The sequence below is a fragment of the Ruegeria sp. BF7 genome, from assembly GCF_056538605.1.
In genome coordinates this window covers 216097-235705 of record NZ_JBQFTM010000001.1, presented here as the reverse complement: position 1 = coordinate 235705, position 19609 = coordinate 216097, and the positions used below count along the sequence as shown (strand labels likewise).

At 58.5% G+C, this 19609-nt stretch carries 15 protein-coding genes; 5 read left to right on the top strand and 10 right to left on the bottom strand.

Annotation, left to right across the window (positions count from 1 at the left end; all coding sequences use genetic code 11):
- Positions 1–2: 2 nt before the first annotated feature.
- Complete coding sequence (locus ACR0IK_RS01150; protein WP_480640179.1) at positions 3–1166, bottom strand: pyridoxal phosphate-dependent aminotransferase; 1164 nt, start codon at positions 1164–1166, stop codon at positions 3–5.
- On the opposite strand from ACR0IK_RS01150, the gene ACR0IK_RS01145 reads away from it, so the two are divergent.
- Positions 1165–2547, top strand: a complete 1383-nt coding sequence (locus ACR0IK_RS01145) for a M48 family metalloprotease (RefSeq protein WP_480640178.1) — start codon at positions 1165–1167, stop codon at positions 2545–2547. The two genes, ACR0IK_RS01150 and ACR0IK_RS01145, sit on opposite strands and share 2 nt — an antisense overlap.
- A complete protein-coding gene (locus ACR0IK_RS01140) occupies positions 2544–3302 on the top strand; it encodes a DsbA family protein (protein WP_480593510.1) in 759 nt (252 codons plus the stop codon). The genes ACR0IK_RS01145 and ACR0IK_RS01140 overlap by 4 nt, the downstream gene beginning before the upstream one ends.
- A gap of 35 nt (positions 3303–3337) precedes the next feature.
- Here the strand turns inward: ACR0IK_RS01140 and ACR0IK_RS01135 are convergent, their stop codons facing one another.
- Complete coding sequence (locus tag ACR0IK_RS01135) at positions 3338–3916, bottom strand: hypothetical protein (protein WP_480593508.1); 579 nt, start codon at positions 3914–3916, stop codon at positions 3338–3340.
- A 491-nt stretch (positions 3917–4407) separates the two neighbouring features.
- On the opposite strand from ACR0IK_RS01135, the gene ACR0IK_RS01130 reads away from it, so the two are divergent.
- Positions 4408–5307 (top strand): FkbM family methyltransferase, encoded by a 900-nt coding sequence (locus ACR0IK_RS01130; protein WP_480593506.1) that lies wholly within the window; start codon positions 4408–4410, stop codon positions 5305–5307.
- Between the two features lie 157 nt (positions 5308–5464).
- Here the strand turns inward: ACR0IK_RS01130 and ispG are convergent, their stop codons facing one another.
- The 3 genes from ispG to hemA all read right to left on the bottom strand — a co-directional run bounded on the left by ispG (position 5465) and on the right by hemA (position 9217).
- Complete coding sequence (gene ispG / locus ACR0IK_RS01125; protein WP_480593504.1) at positions 5465–6586, bottom strand: flavodoxin-dependent (E)-4-hydroxy-3-methylbut-2-enyl-diphosphate synthase; 1122 nt, start codon at positions 6584–6586, stop codon at positions 5465–5467.
- A 70-nt stretch (positions 6587–6656) separates the two neighbouring features.
- On the bottom strand, positions 6657–7865 hold the full coding sequence (locus tag ACR0IK_RS01120) for a helix-turn-helix domain-containing protein (RefSeq protein WP_480640177.1): 1209 nt from the start codon (positions 7863–7865) through the stop codon (positions 6657–6659).
- Positions 7866–7993: 128 nt separating this feature from the next.
- The gene (gene hemA, locus ACR0IK_RS01115; RefSeq protein WP_480640176.1) at positions 7994–9217 is read right to left on the bottom strand and encodes a 5-aminolevulinate synthase; all 1224 of its coding nucleotides are present in this window, start codon (positions 9215–9217) and stop codon (positions 7994–7996) included.
- A gap of 323 nt (positions 9218–9540) precedes the next feature.
- Between hemA and ACR0IK_RS01110 the strand changes: the two genes are divergently transcribed.
- Positions 9541–10926, top strand: a complete 1386-nt coding sequence (locus ACR0IK_RS01110) for a M20/M25/M40 family metallo-hydrolase (RefSeq protein WP_480593497.1) — start codon at positions 9541–9543, stop codon at positions 10924–10926.
- 55 nt (positions 10927–10981) lie between these two features.
- Here the strand turns inward: ACR0IK_RS01110 and lpdA are convergent, their stop codons facing one another.
- A complete protein-coding gene (gene lpdA, locus ACR0IK_RS01105; RefSeq protein ID WP_480593494.1) occupies positions 10982–12376 on the bottom strand; it encodes a dihydrolipoyl dehydrogenase in 1395 nt (464 codons plus the stop codon).
- 215 nt (positions 12377–12591) lie between these two features.
- On the opposite strand from lpdA, the gene ACR0IK_RS01100 reads away from it, so the two are divergent.
- Positions 12592–13026 (top strand): hypothetical protein, encoded by a 435-nt coding sequence (locus tag ACR0IK_RS01100; RefSeq protein WP_480593491.1) that lies wholly within the window; start codon positions 12592–12594, stop codon positions 13024–13026.
- On the opposite strand, the gene ACR0IK_RS01095 is transcribed toward ACR0IK_RS01100, so the two are convergent.
- From ACR0IK_RS01095 to ACR0IK_RS01080, 4 genes are all read right to left on the bottom strand, one after another.
- On the bottom strand, positions 13023–13601 hold the full coding sequence (locus ACR0IK_RS01095; protein WP_480593488.1) for a DUF924 family protein: 579 nt from the start codon (positions 13599–13601) through the stop codon (positions 13023–13025). The two genes, ACR0IK_RS01100 and ACR0IK_RS01095, sit on opposite strands and share 4 nt — an antisense overlap.
- Positions 13602–13710: 109 nt before the next feature.
- On the bottom strand, positions 13711–14982 hold the full coding sequence (locus ACR0IK_RS01090; RefSeq protein WP_480640175.1) for an MFS transporter: 1272 nt from the start codon (positions 14980–14982) through the stop codon (positions 13711–13713).
- 113 nt (positions 14983–15095) lie between these two features.
- Positions 15096–16142, bottom strand: a complete 1047-nt coding sequence (queA, locus tag ACR0IK_RS01085) for a tRNA preQ1(34) S-adenosylmethionine ribosyltransferase-isomerase QueA (protein ID WP_480640771.1) — start codon at positions 16140–16142, stop codon at positions 15096–15098.
- A 31-nt stretch (positions 16143–16173) separates the two neighbouring features.
- Complete coding sequence (locus tag ACR0IK_RS01080) at positions 16174–19554, bottom strand: YhdP family protein (RefSeq protein ID WP_480640173.1); 3381 nt, start codon at positions 19552–19554, stop codon at positions 16174–16176.
- Between the last annotated feature and the right edge of the window lie 55 nt (positions 19555–19609).

Sequence of the window (19609 nt, the reverse complement as noted above, 5' to 3'; positions counted from 1 at the left end):
CCCTAGGCCTGCTCGGTGATCGCACCACGTTCGGCCATGAAACGACGCAACCTCAGCAGGCCTTCCTCGATATCTTCCGACGACCGCGCATAGGAAAACCGCAACGTGTGGTGCCCGCGCGCCGGGTCGAAATCCAGACCCGGCGTAACGGCAACCCCGGCCTTGTCCAGAATCTCGGCTGCAAAGGCGCGGCTATCATCGGTCAGCTCGGAAACATCCGCGTAGACATAGAAGGCCCCATCCGGCGGTGCGATGTTCGTGAAACCGGCCTTGGGCAACCCGTCCAGCATCAGCGCGCGATTGCGGCGGTAGACATCCAGATTAGCCTTCAACTCACTTTCGCAATCCATCGCGGCCAGTGCGGCCAACTGACTGGCGTGCGGAGCACAGATGAACATGTTCTGGGCGATGCGCTCGACAACACGCACCTGATCCTCGGGCACGACCATCCAACCCACGCGCCAGCCGGTCATCGAAAAATACTTGGAGAATGAGTTGATCACATAGCAATCATCCGCCAACTCCAGCGCCGTGACGGCTTTAGCCTCATATTCCAGACCGTGGTAGATTTCATCGCTGATGAAAGAGGCTCCCTGCCGCTGCGCCGCTTCGATCAGCGCACCCATCGCCGCATGATCCAACATCGTTCCAGTCGGGTTGGCGGGCGATGCCACCATCAGACCCTGCAGATCGAGCCCGGCGAAATCCGCAGGCACCGGCTGCAGACGGTTTTCCGGCGCGGTCGGCAGATCGACCGGCACCAGACCCAACGCCTTGAGAATCTGCCGGTAAGACGGATAACCCGGCGCACCGATTCCCACACGATCCCCGCTGTCGAACAGCGCCGTAAAGGTCAGCAAGAACCCACCCGACGACCCAGGCGTGATTACCACGCGTTCGGGATTCAGATCGACATTGTACCACTTGCCGTACAACCGTGCGATCCGTTGCCGCAGCGCAGGCAGGCCCAATGCAACAGTATAGCCCAGCGGGGCTTGATCCATGGCCTTGGCAAGGGCTGCGGTTGCCCCTTTGGGTGCACCGGTGCCAGGCTGTCCGACCTCCATATGGATGATGTGGCGCCCGGCCTCTTCGGCTTTGCGTGCGGCCTCCATCACATCCATCACGATGAAGGGATCGACCCCGGATCGGGTTGAGTTTCTCATGCCCATCTCCCATGTTGCAGCCATGGCTTTTGAACGCTTATCCAGGCTGGCGTCAATCCCGGCCCTGTTGTTGGTTGCAGCGACATGGATGGCAAGCGCTGTGCCATCGACCGCGCAAAGCCTGATCCGGGACCCAGATATCGAACACGGGCTACGTGAACTGGCCTTTCCTGTTCTGCGGGCCGCCGGGCTGAACACCAACCGGGTCCGGATACTGGTGGTCAATGACAGCACGTTTAACGCCTTCGTGATCGACTACGGCGCAATCTACGTTAACTACGGATTGATTCTGACTGTCGAAAGCCCCGAGATGCTGCAGGCCGTCATCGCACACGAGGCCGCCCATATCGCGAATGGGCATCTGGCCCGAAGGGTAGAAAACCTGCGCGCGGCTCAGCGAAATGCAGGATTGGGCACCGCGCTTGCGCTGATAGCCGCCGCCGCTGGTGGCGGCGAAGCCGCGGCAGGCATTGCGGCAGGAACCCAAAGCGCCGCGTTGCGCGGCTTTCTGGGGCATACGCGGGCCGAAGAATCCTCGGCGGACCAGAGCGCCGCCAGCTATCTCAGATGGGCCGGTATCTCGCCCAGCGGCATGGTGGCCCTGCACCGCAAGTTCGCTGGTCAGGAATTGCTGAGCACAATCAATCAGGACCCCTATATGCGGTCTCACCCCACCAGCCGGGAACGCCTGCGCGCTGCCGAGGCGTTTATGGAACAATTCGAGGACAGGGCACAGCCAGACCCGAATGCCGATTACTGGTTCGCCCGTGTCAAAGGCAAATTGTCCGCGTTCCTGCGGTCGCCGGGCTGGACCCTGCGACGCGCAAAGGAAGAAAGCGCAGAGGATATCCGCCTGATGCGTGAGGCTGCAGCCCATCACCAAAACCGCGATCTGGCAAAGGCGCGCGCGGCGATAGACGCCGCGCTGGCCGTTCGTCCGAACGATCCGTTCTATTATGAACTCAAAGGCCAGATTCTGCTGGAAAACCGGCAGGTACAAGAGGCGGTTGCTGCCTATGGCGAGGCGGTTGAAATGGCCCCGTACGACGCCTTGATTCTGGCTGGTTACGGCCGGGCCATGTTGGCGCAGGGCAACACGAAGAGCGCCCTGCAAGTACTTGAAAAAGCAAGACAGAGAGACTATCGAAATGCCCGCCTGATGCAGGATCTCGGGGTCGCATATGCGAAGGTCGGGAACAATGGCATGGCCTCGGCCGTGACCGCAGAACGATATGCCTTGCAGGGCCGGATGGCCGACGCGGGCATCCATGCAAAACGCGCCGTCAGGCAATTGCCCGAAGGATCACCGGGTTGGCAACGGGCACAGGATGTGCTGATTGCCTCGGAACGCGCAACGAAAGCAAAAAGGAAACGGAAATGATCCTCAGACATGCAGCACCCGCCCTTCTGGGGCTTTCCATGATAACCGGGCCGGCACAGGCGCTGGACCTGAATGCACTCAGCGAGGCTGAAAAGGCCGAGTTCGGCAAACAGGTGCGCGAGTACCTTCTGGAGAATCCCGAAGTGATCATTGAGGCGATCGATATCCTCGAGCAGCGCAATGCAGTTGCCGAGGCCGCAGCAGACAAGGAATTGGTTCAGGCCAATGCTGACGAATTGTTCAATGACGGGTACAGCTGGGTTGGTGGCAATCCGGACGGCGACATCACCCTTGTCGAGTTCATGGATTATCGCTGCGGTTACTGCCGCCGGGCCGTGCCCGAAGTAGCCAGCCTGCTGGCAGAAGACGGCAATATCCGCTTGGTAATTAAAGAGCTTCCTATTCTAGGCGAAGCTTCGGTCATGTCCTCGCGCTTTGCTGTCGCCACGAAACAAGTTGCTGGCGACGATGCTTATAAACAGGTCCACGATGCGCTGCTGGAATTCAGCGGAGAACCGACCGAGGTCACCTTGCGCCGCATTTCAGACGGCCTTGGGCTGGACAGTGACGCGATCATCGCGGCAATGAACAGCGACGAGGTGACCGAGGAAATCGCACAGACCCGCGCTCTGGCGCAGCGGATGAACATCTCTGGCACGCCGTCCTTTGTGCTGGGTACCGAAATGCTGCGCGGCTTTCTTCCCGCCGCACAAATGCAGCAGATCGCCGATGGTGTGCGCGCGGATCAGAGCTGATGGGCTTGGGGCGGTCTGACCGCCCCCTTCCCTTCTTACAGCCCGGACATCTGTTCAGCTCTGAGAACGTATTCGTCGTCGTGACGCCCAAAGCTGTCATCCAGCCACAGTCGAAAACCCATGATCGGCGCCGACAGGTCATAGCTGCGGCTGGACACCAGTTGCGTTCCCTTTGATGTTTTGTTGAACGTTCTCTCAAGCACCCCGCTCGCGCCATTTGCGCCCGCCTTGGAACTGAGCGACCCGAAACGGCCACGAAAACGCGTGTCAGGTTCGCAGATCTCGATCCTCGTCATTTCCTGTATCCGGCAGTGATCATCGAATTGCTCGGTCTCTAAGAAGCTGACGCCGGGTTCAACCCAGGTCATCGACACCGTGTTTTGCCGGCCGTAAGTGTCTACTGTGTCGGGCGTGACCACCAAAAAAGGCCACAGCTCCTTTGGGCTGAGCCCCGTTTTCACTTTGCTGGAAAACGTCCTTCTTGTTGCAGGCAGATACCGATCAAGCCAACCACCGGCGTAAACGGCGAACACCAGATACAGGAACAGGATCGACAGGACCGTGATCACGTTCTGAACCGCAGCACCTTCGGACCTGATGCCGTACAGCTTCATCCAACACACAAACGTAAGTGAAAAGCAACGGCTTCCGTGGTGTGTCGGAAATTCGGAAACACCAACGCGATAACCATCAACACAGGCGTAAGGATCGCTACAAAAGCCAGACCATATACCAGTTGAAACGGGATGCCGAACAGAATCCGGTCGACATTTATGCCCTGGACAAGCCCAGCGATGAACGACATGAATGCAATGGCAATCAGCCTGCGTCTTTCTCGGTAAAGGCGACGTATCAATGAAATCATAAACGCTCCAATCAACTATAACGTGTTGTGAAAGGCAATTGAGGCACAAGTCTGACCAGCACACTGCCGGCTCGTCCCGAGATTCAGACATTCCCCGCAGGTACAGAATTCAGCAATAATCAGCGCGTTTTCCGACCGCCGCCTCCTGCCTAGGTTCAAGTTCACAACTTTTGTATTGATCGCTTCCTTGGTCTCGGGCATTGAACCAGCGAAGTATTTGATCCAAAGCCAGAGGCACGCATGAGCAATAACAGAAAATCAGGTTTGTCCCGAGCAGCGGCCAAAGTGCGTGAGGCTGGCCGTACTCTTCGCGGAAAAAACCAGACCTCTCGTAAAACCGCGCCCCTGAGCAAAGTACCCCAAGCCGAAACGGCCGCTGAAACGCCGTTTCCCGCCGCGGATCAGGGCATCATCGTCGATATCGGCATGAATGACGGGACGGATACGTTCTACTATCGCAAAAGGGGTTTCCACGTCATTGCCGTTGAAGCCATTCCCGATCTTTGCGCTGCCGTGTCGGAGAAATTTGAAGAGCTTGGCGTCGATGGCGTCGACATCAGAAACTTCGCGGTCACCGACGGCAGCACGGACGAGGTCACGTTCTATGTGAACAAATTCAACACGGCCTGGAGTTCCGTCGACGAAGAGATCGGAAGCCGGGCGGAAGGGTCCGAAAAGATCGTCGTTCCGGCGGTTGACCTTTCGAACGAACTTCGGGACGTTTCGAAACAGATCCGCTACGCCAAGATCGACATCGAAGGCTTTGACAGCGTTGCCCTTTCGCAGCTCATGTCGCTGGAAAACCTGCCGCCTTATATCTCGGTTGAGAACGGAAGCTCGGAGATGCTCCAGACGCTCTACGAGCACGGGTACGACAAGTTCAAGTTTTCCAATCAAAAATATGTGGAGTTTCAATCCATCCCGGCAAACTCGCAGCATGGGCAAGTGTCCGATCACCAGTTCGCATCAGGCGCGTCCGGTCTGTTCGGTGAAGACCTTCCGGGGGATTGGATTTCGTATGAGGATGCAATGAAGGTTCAAAAGGGCCTGAACTTTGCATCGCAGAGTGCACCGGACAACCTGTTTGCGGTTATCATCGGCTGGTTCGACCTGCACGCAAAGCACTCATCCGCCAAATAGCAAGGAATTCAGCCCTGCCCTTTGGGCGGGTGCTGCAGTCCCAGAGGTGTTGCGAAGTCTTTGGCGCCCAAGAAAAGATGCGCGATCCGCGGGTGAAACGGATCCACATCCACTGCAGATTTCGCAGCGAAGATGTTCCCTCAGACGCGCCAAGCACCTATTCGGCCGCTTCCTGCGCTGCGTCCAGTTCTGCCGCTTTTCTCTCGACCTCTTCGACGATGTGATCGATCATCTGGTCGTTGGACAACTTGTGGCTCGCCTTGCCCGCCAGATATACCATTCCCGACCCGGCCCCGCCGCCGGTAAAGCCGACATCGGTCATCAGAGCCTCACCCGGGCCGTTCACCACACAGCCGATGATGGAAAGGCTCATCGGCGTCTTGATGTGCTCAAGCCGTTGTTCAAGCGCCTCGACCGTCTTAATGACGTCGAATCCCTGCCGCGCGCAGGAGGGGCACGAGATGATGTTCACGCCGCGATGGCGCAAGCCCAGGGACTTCAGGATTTCATATCCGACCTTGACCTCTTCGACAGGATCGGCGGACAGGCTGACGCGGATCGTGTCGCCGATCCCCATCCACAGCAGGTTGCCCAAGCCGATGGACGATTTGATCGTACCTGACACCAGCCCTCCGGCCTCGGTGATGCCCAAATGGATGGGCGCGTCTGTGGCCTCGGCAATGCCCTGATAAGCGGCAGCCGACAGGAACACATCGCTGGCCTTCACGCTGATCTTGAAGTTGTGAAAGTCGTTGTCTTCCAGAATACGGATATGCTCCAACCCGCTTTCCACCATCGCTTCGGGGCACGGCTCACCGTATTTCTCAAGCAGGTGCTTTTCCAGAGAGCCCGCGTTCACGCCAATGCGGATCGAGCAGTTGTGGTCGCGTGCGGCCTTGATGACTTCTTTCACCCGCTTTTCATCACCGATATTGCCCGGATTGATCCGCAGACAGGCGGCACCGGCTTCGGCAGCCTCGATCCCTCGTTTGTAGTGAAAATGGATGTCGGCCACGATCGGCACCGGGCTTTCGCGCACGATGTCCTTCAAGGCTTTCGACGATGCCTCATCCGGGACCGAGACTCGCACGATATCTGCACCTGCCTCAGCGGCTGCCTGCACCTGCGCCACGGTCGCCGCCACATCGGTTGTCAGCGTGTTGGTCATCGTCTGGACCGCGATCGGGGCATCGCCCCCAATGGCAACGTCACCGACCATGACCTGACGGGATTTGCGGCGATAAATATTGCGCCACGGGCGAACGTGATTGAGCGACATGGGGACGGGTCCAAGACAGCCTGAGTTGGGTTTTAAATAGTCCGCCTACCGGGGCATCGCAATGGCTAGATCACTCGGCGGTGTCTTCGGTGCCCTGCGCCTGAAACTCGGCTACCAGCTGCGTGATGGTGCTGTTTTGATCGGCCGGAAGATCCGCGACGGCATAGGTCTCGGCCACGGCATCCTTGGAAAGGACCACGCCTTTGGCAACGGTCCCCGGCGCACCGGCCGGACCGAAATGTTCACCATTAATCGAGAAGAACACAGACCCCGACGCGCCCGCGCGCAGCAGCGGCGGCTCTTCGGTCAGAGGCACTTCATACACACTGCCCTGTTCGACTGTGCCAAGGGTGCCTTCGAAAATCACACTGCCATCAGCAGCGGTGACCCGCATCCAGGCAGGATTGACCGCGACGATCTTGAGCGTTGTGTCAATCTGTTCGACCACCTGCGGCAAGGCCGGGCGTTCAACGGTATGAACCTCGGCCACTTTAACCTTGGGCAGTTCCTGCGGCTGGAACGCGCCAACTGTGCGCGGATCAAGCGTGGATATCGGCGCGTCGCGGGCGACCAGAACCGGAACGTCCAAAGCCTGAGGGCGATACAGACGGTCCAGCGCCTCGGCACTGGGGGTATCGGCAACTGCAACCTCGGTATTCACCGTACCAGCGGTATCCAACGGATCGAGATCAGACAGAACCACCGGGGCTTGTTCAACCGGGCTGACCTGTACCTGTTGGATCTTGTTCAAAACCGACCAGCCACCATAGCCAATGCCGCAGATAACGGCGATCAGAACCAGAGAAGAACCAATCGCCCGCGGTTCAATCTGACTGACAAAAGATTCCTTGCCCGGAACGAAAGGCGTGTTGGGTGAGATGAAGGGATCGCGCCCCATCGGCCCCCGCGCGGGCAGGCCACCCGAAGGTTTGCGGACAACAGACGCCTCAGCAGACATGCCATGCGCAACCTCGAACCCGCTCTCCTTGCAGAAGGCGGCGAAAGTTTCATCCGGGTTCATCCCCAAGTAACGGGCATAAGAACGCACATACCCGGCGATGAAGCCGGGTGTGTCAAACGCCTCTGGGTTCGAGTCTTCGATGGCAGCGATGTAGTTGGCTTTGATCCGCAATTCCCGCTGCACATCCAGAAGAGACTTGCCCATGGTGGCGCGTTCGCCGCGCATCATGTCGCCAAGCCGTACCTCGTAATCGTCATAGCCCTTCGGCCTGACGTCGGTATCACCTTCGGAATCGCGCTGAGATCTGCGCCCAATCATCCCTGCTGCCCCATTCTGCCTGCGCGTGTTTCGCGCCAACGGCGAATCATCCCATTAACGATTCGTCCGCTAGTTTTGTTAGCCTAAGCTTAACACGCGGCAAACACGATGCACACTTTAGCGTGAGGTTAACCAGCAAGTTCGGCGCGATTTAGCGCACAATGTGACCAAAGTTCGTCCATAGCTTGCACCAGACGGTTCATTTCGTCAGGCCCATGAACCGGTGACGGGGTAAACCGCAGACGCTCGGTTCCGCGGGGTACGGTCGGGAAATTGATGGGCTGCACGTAAATACCGAAGTCATCTAGCAACCGATCGCTGAGGATTTTGGTGTGCACAGGGTTGCCCACGATCACAGGAACAATGTGGCTGCCGTGGTCGATCAGTGGCAGACCCAGTCCCTTGAGCCGCAGCTTGAGGATCTTCGCCTGTGTCTGGTGCTGCTCGCGCAGTTCTGGCGAGACCTTGAGGTGAGCAACCGAGGCCGCCGCCCCTGCAGCGACCGCCGGCGGCAGCGAGGTGGTAAAGATGAAGCCCGGCGCATAAGAACGCACGGCGTCACACATTTTCTCGCTGGCAGCGATATAGCCCCCCATCACGCCAAAGGCTTTGGCCAGGGTGCCGTTGATGATGTCGATACGCTGCGCCAGACCATCACGCTCGGTCACGCCACCACCGCGCGGGCCGTACATGCCAACAGCATGAACCTCATCGATGTAAGTCAGAGCACCGAATTCATCCGCCAGATCGCAAATCGCTTCGATCGGACCGAAATCGCCATCCATCGAGTAAACCGATTCAAACGCGATCAGCTTGGGCGCCTTGAGATCGTCTGCCTCAAGCAGCTCACGCAGATGCTCAACGTCATTGTGACGGAAGATACGCTTGGCACCACCGTTGCGGCGCACACCTTCGATCATCGAGGCATGGTTCAGCGCGTCGGAATAAATGATCAGGCCGGGGAACAGTTTCGGCAGCGTGCTCAGCGTCGCGTCATTGGCGATATAGGCACTGGTGAACAGCAGCGCGGCCTCTTTGCCGTGCAGATCGGCCAGCTCGGCCTCAAGCTGTTTGTGGTAGACCGTGGTGCCCGAGATATTGCGTGTACCGCCCGACCCCGCACCGGCCGCATCAACAGCATCATGCATCGCGTTCAGTACAACCGGGTTCTGCCCCATGCCCAGATAATCATTGCCGCACCATACGGTGATGTTCTGCTGCGACCCGTCCGGGCGCGTCCGCACCGCATGCGGGAAATGGCCATTCCGGCGTTCGATATCGATGAAAGTCCGGTAACGTCCTTCATCATGCAGCCTGGCAATCGCTGTATCGAGCTGAGCAGTATAGTCCACCGGTATCTCCTTACGTGCCCGACCAATGCCTTCACCAGCCGGACGTCCTTTCTGACGCGTTGACCAGACGAATCCGGATTTGCGCCGATGCGTTCCCTTGTACCCATCACGTATAAACGACATTGGGATCACACATTTGATTTGCATCAAATATCCCCTCACGGTCGTTCCGACAAGTAAAGTTACGGCCATCAGACGCGAGGAAACGACGCAGCCCCACGTAAGTGTTTCCGATATTATACCACATTCCCGACAATGCGCACTGGACGGCGCCGACGGCGCTGATAGGGTTCCGGCAAATCTCAAAAAAGCAGGAGAACCCCATGTCGCTGGACGCCGTTCTGAATCGCATCGACACTGATCTGCAAACCTCGATCGACCGCCTGATGGAACTGCTGCGCATTCCGTCCATTTCCACCGACCCCGCCTATAACGCGCAGGTAGATCAGGCCGCCGACTGGTTGGTTGCCGACTTGCAAAGTATTGGCATCGCAGCCGAAAAGCGCCAGACATCCGGCCACCCGATGGTTGTTGGCCATGTCGGAGAAGACGGCAACACGCCACATGTCCTGTTCTACGGGCATTATGACGTACAGCCGGTCGACCCGCTGGAACTGTGGAATCGCGACCCTTTCGACCCGGCCATCGAAGACACCGACAAAGGCCCCGTCATTCGCGGTCGCGGTTCATCGGATGACAAAGGCCAGTTGATGACTTTTGTCGAAGCCTGCCGGGCGTGGAAAGCGGTGCACGGCACCCTGCCTTGCCGCATCACCTTTTTCTTCGAAGGCGAAGAGGAGTCGGGCTCTCCGTCCCTGGTGCCGTTCCTGCGTGAAAACGCGGCCGAGCTAAAAGCTGACCTGGCTCTGGTCTGCGATACCTCAATGGTGTCGCGTGGCGTGCCGTCGATTGCCTCGCAACTGCGCGGGATGCTCAAGGACGAATTCACTGTAATTGGTCCGCGGATCGACCTGCACTCGGGCCATTATGGCGGCCCCGGCCTGAACCCGCTGCGGGAACTGTCCAAGATTGTCGCCTCGTTCTATGACGACGAAACCGGGCGCGTGGCGGTCGAAGGCTTCTATGAAGGTGTTCACGAAGTGCCCGCCGACCAGCTGCGCCAATGGGAAAGCTGCGGTTTCAACGAGACCGAATACCTGAACTCGGTCGGATACTCCCAGCCACATGGCGAAAGAGGTTATTCGACGCTGGAACAGCAATGGGCCCGCCCGACGCTTGAGGTCAACGGCCTGTGGGGCGGCTATAACGGCGCAGGCTCGAAGACCGTGATCCCGTCGCAGGCGCATTGCAAGATAACCTGCCGTCTGGTCGGTGACATGGACCCGGACGCCCTGCGCGACAAGGTCCGCAAACATGTTGAGGACCGCCTGTCGCCCGACGCAAAAGTCGAATGGGACAATGACTTGGAAGGGTCCCCTGCCTCGGTCATGAACCTCGATCGCCCCGAGTTCGAAGCCGCCCGTGGCGCGCTGTCCGACGAATGGGGTCGTGAGGCCGTGTTCACCGGTATGGGCGGCTCGATCCCTGTCGTGGGCTATTTCAACACAGAACTCGGACTGGATTCGATGCTGGTCGGCTTTGCCAATGACGACGACGCCATCCACTCGCCAAACGAGAAATACGACGTGAAGAGCTTTCACAAAGGCATCCGGTCCTGGGCCCGCATTCTGGAAGCTCTGACCCGCTAAAGAAAAAAGGCACCGCCGAAATGGCGGTGCCTTTTACTCGGGCAGTTGCCCCTGATCACATATGGATAACCTTCCCATATGCGTCCAGAACGCTTTCATGCATCATTTCCGATAGTGTCGGGTGCGGGAAGACCGTATTCATCAGGTCTTCTTCCGTGGTCTCCAACTGTCGGCCAACGATATAACCCTGAATCAGTTCGGTCACTTCCGCGCCAATCATATGCGCACCCAGCAGTTCGCCCGTTTTGGCATCAAAGACCGTCTTGATCAGCCCTTCGGGCTCACCCAGCGCGATGGCCTTGCCGTTTCCGATGAACGGAAAACGGCCCACTTTGATGTCAAAACCCAGTTCTTTGGCTTTCGCTTCGGTGTACCCAACCGACGCGACCTGCGGCTGGCAATAAGTGCAGCCTGCGATGCTTTCCGGTTTCACCGGATGCGCATGTTTGCCTGCGATCAATTCCGCCACCATGACACCTTCATGGCTTGCTTTGTGTGCCAGCCACGGCGCACCAGCGATGTCGCCGATGGCATACAGACCTTCAACGCCGGTACGGCAGAATTCATCTGTGACCACATGGGTGCGGTCGATTTTGACACCCAGAGCCTCAAGCCCCAGGTTTTCGACGTTGCCCACAATCCCGACGGCCGAGATCACGGTGTCAAAGTCGTGTTTCTCGACCTTCCCTTTTACCTCTATATGCGCGGTGACCCTGCCTTTGGCGCGGTCCAGTTGCTTGACCATCGCCTTTTCCATGATGGTCATGCCCTGCTTGGTAAACGCCTTCTTGGCCAAACCGCTGATCTCGGCGTCTTCGACCGGCAGCACGCGGTCCATGACCTCGACCACGGTCGTATCGGCGCCCAGCGTGTTGTAGAAGCTGGCGAATTCGATGCCGATCGCGCCCGAGCCGATGACCAGCAGTTTCTTGGGCATCCGCGGCGGTTGCAGCGCGTGCTTGTAGGTCCAGACCAGATCGCCATCCGCCTCTAGTCCCGGCAACTCGCGCGCCCGGGCACCAGTAGCCAGAACGATGTTCTTAGCGGTCAGCTCTTCGGTCCCCTTGTCGGTTTTGACCGAAACCTTTCCCTTGGCGGGGATTGTCGCCTCACCCATCACCACAGTGACTTTGTTTTTCTTCAGCAGATGACCGATACCACCTGAAAGCTGTGCCGCCACACCGCGCGAGCGCTTGACGACCGCGTCCAGATCGTAACCGATCTTGTCCGCCTTCAGGCCGAAATCCTTGGCGCGTTCCATCAGGTGGAATACTTCGGATGACCGCAGCAGCGCCTTGGTCGGGATGCAGCCCCAGTTCAGACAGATACCACCCAGATGCTCACGCTCAACCACGGCTGTTTTCAGGCCCAGCTGTGCAGCCCTGATTGCCGCGACATAGCCGCCCGGACCGGCGCCGATTACGATCAGATCAAAAGATTGTGCAGCCATGGTTTCCTCTCGGCACAGGTCGAATGAAATTTAGTTTACCATTAAACTAAATTTCACAACGCATCAACACACCATCCCCGCGACAAAAGCGACGCAGGGTCAACGGCATCTGTTTCTGCAGCTTTCAGCCTATACCGAGCACTTCTCAATGGCTAGAACATAGGTATCGGGCCCGCCCGCTCATTCCTTAACACAAGTCATTCGAAAGGCTTACCATGGCCAAAACACTCAAGGATCTGCTGCTTGCTCTGCTCAACGCCACCCTCATTCTGGTGGCGCTCTGCCTATTTCTGGGGTGGAAACTGGCATCGACCGTGGAAGGTATCACCACGGTCTTTGAAGAAAAAATAGAGATCGTCGCGCCTCTCAAGGATGAAATCCGCGGTGTTCGGGGTGAACTTGCCGCCCTGCGCAGCGATCTTACCAATCTTCAAACAGGCGGCAATGTGACAGACATCGCCGAGAAAGTGCGGATTTCCACGGCATTGGTAACGCTGGAAAATCTGGAAGCCAGAATGCAGGAATCGCAATCCCGCATCGCGGAAATCACCGAGTCTCCGGATGCACTGATCAACACTGCCATAGAAAAATCGGCCGACGTGATTGCCAACCGAATTATTGCTGTTCGGGGATGCGTGCCGTCGTCCTAGCCAGCGGACTGCAGTTCCCGCACGGTGGCACCGTACCCGCCCATATCGACATAGGCCGCTTCGTGCGCGGTCATCGGGCGTTCAAGCGCTTCGTTGCGATAAGGGAACCGCCCGAACTTGCGGATCACCTCGCGATGGGCCCGTGCGTGTAACAGGTTGCTTGGATCGCTGTCCTTCATATTCTGGCACATCAGACGGACACAACGTTCCTGATCGCACAGGTTTTCCGAGTGCATCATCGGCAGATAGAAGAACTGCCGCGCTGGTTCGTCAATCTTGAGGTCCCACCCCTTGTCCACCGCGCATTTGGCCGACGACAAGGCCGCGCGGTCCGTCGAGAATGCCTTGGCGCTGCCGCGGAACATGTTTCGCGGGAACTGATCCATCAGAATGATGTAAGCCAGTGACCCGCTGGGATAGGTTAGCCAAAGAGAAAACTTGCCTTCACTCGCGGCTTCCCAGGTGGTCAAAAACCGTTCGCGAATGTCTGCATCCAAGGCGTCGTCTTGTAGATACCACCCCTCGGGGCCAACCTCATCTAACCAAAAACTCAATACGTCTTCAGGCCCTACCATTGCCCTAACTCCGTCGTGTTGCCCTCCCCAGGGACGTAAGGTTATTTAATGACGTTTTACAGATTTGTAACAGTAAAAAATTGCAACACTTGCGTCATAATCTTGTGTCCTAGGCAACATCTTGCGTTTCCTGCTCGGCTTCGGCCGCCTCGATGGCTACTTCTTGGGCTACTTCAAGAGCGACCGGAGAGGCCGTCGGATAGAACGTCGACATCGTTCCGGTCTCATAAACGGGGATCGCGGCACGCTGCGTCGTACGATAAAGCGCGTAGACCGCCATCGTGACCAACAGGGTTGCGATGAACAGGAAAAAGCCCGAAGGGCCAAAAACCGCGTCCCCCATGAGCCAGCCAGTGATAAGCGGACCGGCGATGGCCCCAAGTCCGTTGATGAACAGCAGACCACCTGAGGCCGCGGCCATGTCTTCGTGGCTCAGAAAGTCATTCACGTGGGCGATCAGCAGCGAGTAGAGCGGGTTCGACATGCCGCCAATCACAAAGGCCGCACCCAGCAGGATCGGGAAAGTGACGCCGAACAGCATACCCGCTGCAGCAGCGCAGGCCCCTACCCCTGCAGCCAGCATGATCAGAAAACGACGATCCATTCGGTCTGACATCCAGCCCAGCGGGTACTGCAGCACCAATGCACCGACGTAGAAAGCAGCAATAAACGTGGAAATCTCAACAAGCGTCAGACCTGCGCGAGCGCCGTATACCGACGCCATACCGAACTGCGCCGAGAACACACCCCCCAGAAGGAACATGCCCACGCAGCCCAGCGGCGAACTATTGAACAGTTCGCGCAGTGTCATCGGCTTGGTCGTGTCGAAGGCCGGCGTTGGTGAGATCGATAGCAGAATGGGCGCAAAGGACACTGAAACCAAAATGGACGCGACGACGAATGTGTCAAATCCAGCCGGGTCGCCCAACACGACCAACCCCTGTGCAGTGATGATGCCAATCATCTGAAAAATCATGTACAGCGACAGGGCCTGACCTCGGTTTTCGTTGCTGGCAGCGTTGTTCAACCAGCTTTCCGCGGTGACATACACACCAGAAAAACAGAACCCGATTACAAAGCGTCCAAGAATCCAAACAAGTGGGTTGGTCATCAACGGATACAGGATCATGACCGCTGAAATGAACGAGGCCAGTGCCGCAAACACCCGTACATGCCCCACTCTTCGGATCATCTCGGGCGCAAAGCGTGAACCGCCTAGAAAACCCAAAAAATAGGCCGACATCACAAATGACATCTCAAGGGTTGAAAACCCCTCAATCTCGCCCCGAACACCCAGGATTGTACCCTGCAGGCCGTTGCCGACCATCAGAAGCCCCATACCAAGAAGAAGCGCCCACGCGCTGGAAAGGACCTGAAGCATTGGGGTCTCCGTATTATTTGCCGACCGGCATTAAGGATTCGTTTTATATGAAAAACGGCTCAGAACCCGCTTGTCTACGACATTGCGGGCGCGCGATCCCGCCATCGCGCCGTTTAGGGGATTAAAAGCGACGCATCCCCGTAGGAGAAGAACCGATATTTCCGTTCTATCGCATGGATATAGACATCGCGCATACGATCCCGCCCCATCAAGGCCGAAACCAGCATCAATAATGTGGATTTCGGCAGGTGGAAATTGGTCATCAGCGCATCCGCGACATGAAACTGGAAGCCGGGATAGATGAAAATGTCCGTTTCGCCTTCCCACGGCTCGATCTGACCCGAACGCGCTGCGCTTTCGATCAGCCGCAACGCCGTGGTTCCAACCGGAATGACCCGCCTGCCAGCTGCCTTGGTGGCGCGTATTTCTTCGGCTGCGGTGGCGCTGACCCGGCCCCATTCGGCGTGCATCTTATGCGTGGTTACGTCCTCGACCTTGACCGGCAGGAAGGTGCCAGCGCCCACATGCAAGGTCACATGACTGAACGTGACGCCGCGCGCGTGAAGCGCTTGCATCAGCGCCTGATCGAAATGCAACGAGGCTGTGGGGGCCGCAACCGCGCCCGAGTTGCGCGCCCAGATCGTCTGGTAATCAGTTTTGTCCTGCTCATCCGCCGGGCGTTTGGCGGCGATATAGGGCGGCAGTGGCATAGCACCCGCCTGCTCCAGGGCGGTGTCGAAATCATCACCCGTCAGGTTAAACCGTAGAAAAGCCTGCCCGTCCTCGACACGATCCAGCATGGCGCTAAGGTCGTCGGAAAACTGTATCTCTTCGCCCAGCTTGACCTTTTTCAGCGGTTTGATCAACGCTGCCCATGTGCCGTCGGCCTGCGGGTCCAGCAAGGTGGACTCAATCGCAGCAGACACCGGACCTTGCACGCTGTCGCGGTGACGGCGGCCATTCAGGCGAGCAGGGATGACGCGGGTGTCGTTCAACACCAGCCGGTCGCCGGGTTGTAGCCAGTCTGGCAGATCGAAGACACGCGCGTCCGACACCGCATCACCGTTGGCCACCAACATACGCGCCGAAGACCGCGGGTTGGCGGGCCGCGTGGCAATCAGGTCTTCGGGCAGGTGGAAATCAAAATCGCTGAGTTTCATGGCCGCGCCATACAGCGCCCGACTTCCCAGTTCAACGGTCTGATGCGGGTGCTCCGAAAGTTCGTTTCGGTTCATCCGGTTTGATCGGCAGCGCGTTTGGTCCGTCAGTGACTTTGGGTGCCGGCGGCCTCAGCAGGTTGCGCAGGAACAGCGGCGCCAATCCGGATAGTGGGTTGACCGACACTTTCGGCTGCCGCAGCGGCCCGGTCAGGGTATAGTTAAAGCCAATGATGCCCTCGCCCTTCTTGGTAAAGACACTACCAATCGCATTGACCAGATAGATCGGAGAGATTGCGCCGCGTAAGTTCAGCAATCCGTTGACCGTGTCGATGGTGCCGTCAAAGGACAAGCCCATCGACGGCCCGACCGCACTGCCGCTGAGAACCTTGACCTGCGTTGGCGTGATACGCATCCGGCTTTCGATGGTTCCGAAAAAGATTCCCTGCCCGGCCATTTCATCCAACAGACCAACAAGGCTGATGGCATTCAGCAGCGCGGCCATCGCAGGGGCGTCCTTGATACGCGTGTCGGAGATTTTCAGGTTTACATCGTAGTTGCCAGGGCCCGCGACCGGTTCCAGTTGCAGGTTCATCGATCCGCCGCGGGCCTGCGTGATCATACCGGCAGATCGCAAAACCGAACCCGCATCACCCGAAGTCAGCGTTACCGCACTGCGGCCTGCGCGCGGCGAGACCTGTCCACGCACCGCAGCCCCGCCGTTGACATTGGCAGTGAAGGCACCGTTAACGCCCCCGGTGGTCTGAAACGCGCCTTTGAACCCGGTCAGGGCTATGGTCTCGGTGACCTGAAGGCGATCCAGCGTCACATCAAGACGGGGGCCGGGTCCGGAGGTTCCGCCACTGCCGCCACTGCCAAATGTCGCGCGTCCAAGATTCATCACCCCGCCCAGCACACGGATATCCGGCACCACACCGCCGCTATTGACCAGTTCGGCCGGAACCGCCAGCCAATCGCCCAAGTCGAAGGAGCTGAACTGCACACGGTCGAAATCCCCGTCCCGGAACGAGATCGACGCGGTGGTGCGCAACCCGGCGGCGTCCAGCTTGAGTTCATCCACGCGCAGGTTGCTGCCCAGCGTCGCCGCAACGGTCATCGAACCGGTTGATCCCGCCCCCTTGCGCCAGCCCAACTCTGGAACGGCCAGCACGACACCTGCCAGATTGGACGACGCCGTCAGTTTCGGCGGTGTTCCCGCCCCAATACCCAGCGCGATTTCTGCGGTACCCTGCCCGGTCAGCATCCCCTTCGGAAGACCGGCCTTCAACTCGGTCATCAGGCGGGGGGACAGTTCGATCTGCCCCGTCAACTCGCTGCGTTGCGGTTCGGTGCCACCGATGGGTTGCCGCCATGTGGCCCGAAGCGGAACATCGCCAAACAGCCCCTCGCCCGAAACCACGACCGCCGTCTGATCACCCTGAAGATCAAGCCGATCCGCACTGACCGAAAACCCCGGAACAAGCTTGTCGCTTTGCACGTCATCAATCTCGCCCAGGAAATGGAATTCGGTGTCTTCGAATTTCAAGCCCTTCTTCATCGGCAGAGAAAGCGTTCCGGTCAGGCTCACCTCGCCGTCCGTCAAATCAACCGGCAGGTTAGCCTTGGTGAGCAACTCCAACGGCGGCCGGTCAAGAAGTGACAGCGCCGCCGTGGCACTGCCTTTGGCGGCGATCCGCGTGACCGACGGCGATATCCCCTTGATGCCGGTATCAGGGATGATGAAAGAAGTGCCGGTGGCATCAATCGCGCCGCCCTGATCGGCGATGACGTGACCCGATTCCGCCGTGGCAGTGAACCTGCGATTGATAAGGCTGGCCTGCCCCTGGGCGTCAACAAGTGGCGGCAAGGTTTTGGCAAATTTAATTTTTGCCTGATCGAACCCGAAATCCAGATAGATTTCCGGCTTGTTCTCGGGCTGCAGACGCAAGGCAAAATCAACGTCCGAGAACTGACCCTCATAGAGGTTCTCCGCAACCCATGTCCGCGGCTTCGGCGCCAGACGGTCTGGCCAGTAGTTCAACAGCTGATCCGCGTTCATGTGGTCCAGATGCGCATCCACTTGTACCGCCCAGCCTTCCGGCTCTCCGGTCAGCTTGCCCGAGCCCAGCAGCCGGTAGTTGGCATCTTGGACCATGATCTGTCCCAGGCGCAGATCGAAAGGCGCTAGTTTCATCTGCATATCCAGTTCGGCCCGTGCCAGCTTCAGCGACTCGGGGAACAGATTGGCCGGGTTGATATTGATGCTGCTGAAACTCAGCTGCGAGGTCAGGCTTTCCAGCGCACCGTTTTCTATCCCGTTCAAAAAGGCCTTGCCCTCGCCCTGAAACGCCCCCCAGGCGGAAACCACCGACACCTCGTTGAAATCCAGTTCCTGACGGCTGGGGGTGTAGGTGAAATAAGTGCTGGCGGACTCGAACGGGATCGGGCGCGTTTCCTGTGTCGGCTGCACCGCACCTGCCCCCAGATTCAAAGTCGCGAATACTGGCCCCAGCGCCGAGTTACTATCGACGCTGCCGCGCAGCGCGCCTGAGATCGGAGCTTTGAGAACCTGCAGCCAGGACAACGCGAGTGTCTGGCCAGCAAGGTCTTCGGCGGGCAAATCAGTGATCGCAACGCCAAACCGTGCCTCTGGCGTGCCCAGGACGCTGGTGTAGTTCGCCTCGATCGAGCTGGCATAGTCCCTCCCGGTCAGGACTGAGAACCCGGTAGCCAAGTGCATTTCATCACCGTTGCGGGTGGCCGTAATGTGGCCGCCGTCAAACACCCAGGCGCGGCCCAATCGCAGGTCTTTGTAGTCAAGCGTCAGGGATTCCAAATCGACCGAACGCAGCCCCGACAACAATGGCGAAAGAAACACATCGTCCGATTGCTCGATCAGTTGCGCCAGATCTGGTGCCTTCTGCACCGGGGCGCTTCCCGACCCGACGGTCAGCGATAGGGCGCCGTCCAGACCCCTGGTCAGGTCGAATTGCGCGCCCCGCACAGTAATGCGGCGCGGACGAATCTGCCCCCGCAGCAAACCGCGCATCGACAGCCGGGTCCGCAAATCCGAAACCCGCGCGATCTGCTGCCCGGCGGCGTCGCTGATCGTCACATCCGTCAGTTTCAGACGGGGGCGCCATTCTTCGTTGACGATGAAGCTGGCATCGCCAAAGCGGAACTTCAGACCGCCCAAGCTCTGTTCCAGCCGCTGCTCGACCTTTTTTCGCACCCATTCCGGCGCGTGCAGGTTCTGACCGAACAAAAAGAACCAGCCCGCGAACACCAGCAAACCCAGCGACAGACATGTCCAGATGGAAAAATGTGCAGCGATACGACGCTTCGAGCGACGGCGCCGGGGTTTCCCGGGCTGCGTCGCACTTTTGTCTTCGTGCTGCACCAATTTTCTATCCACGCCTTCCAACCCGCTTGCGCTGCCCTATGATCTCGGGCAGCCCTTAAAAAACTTT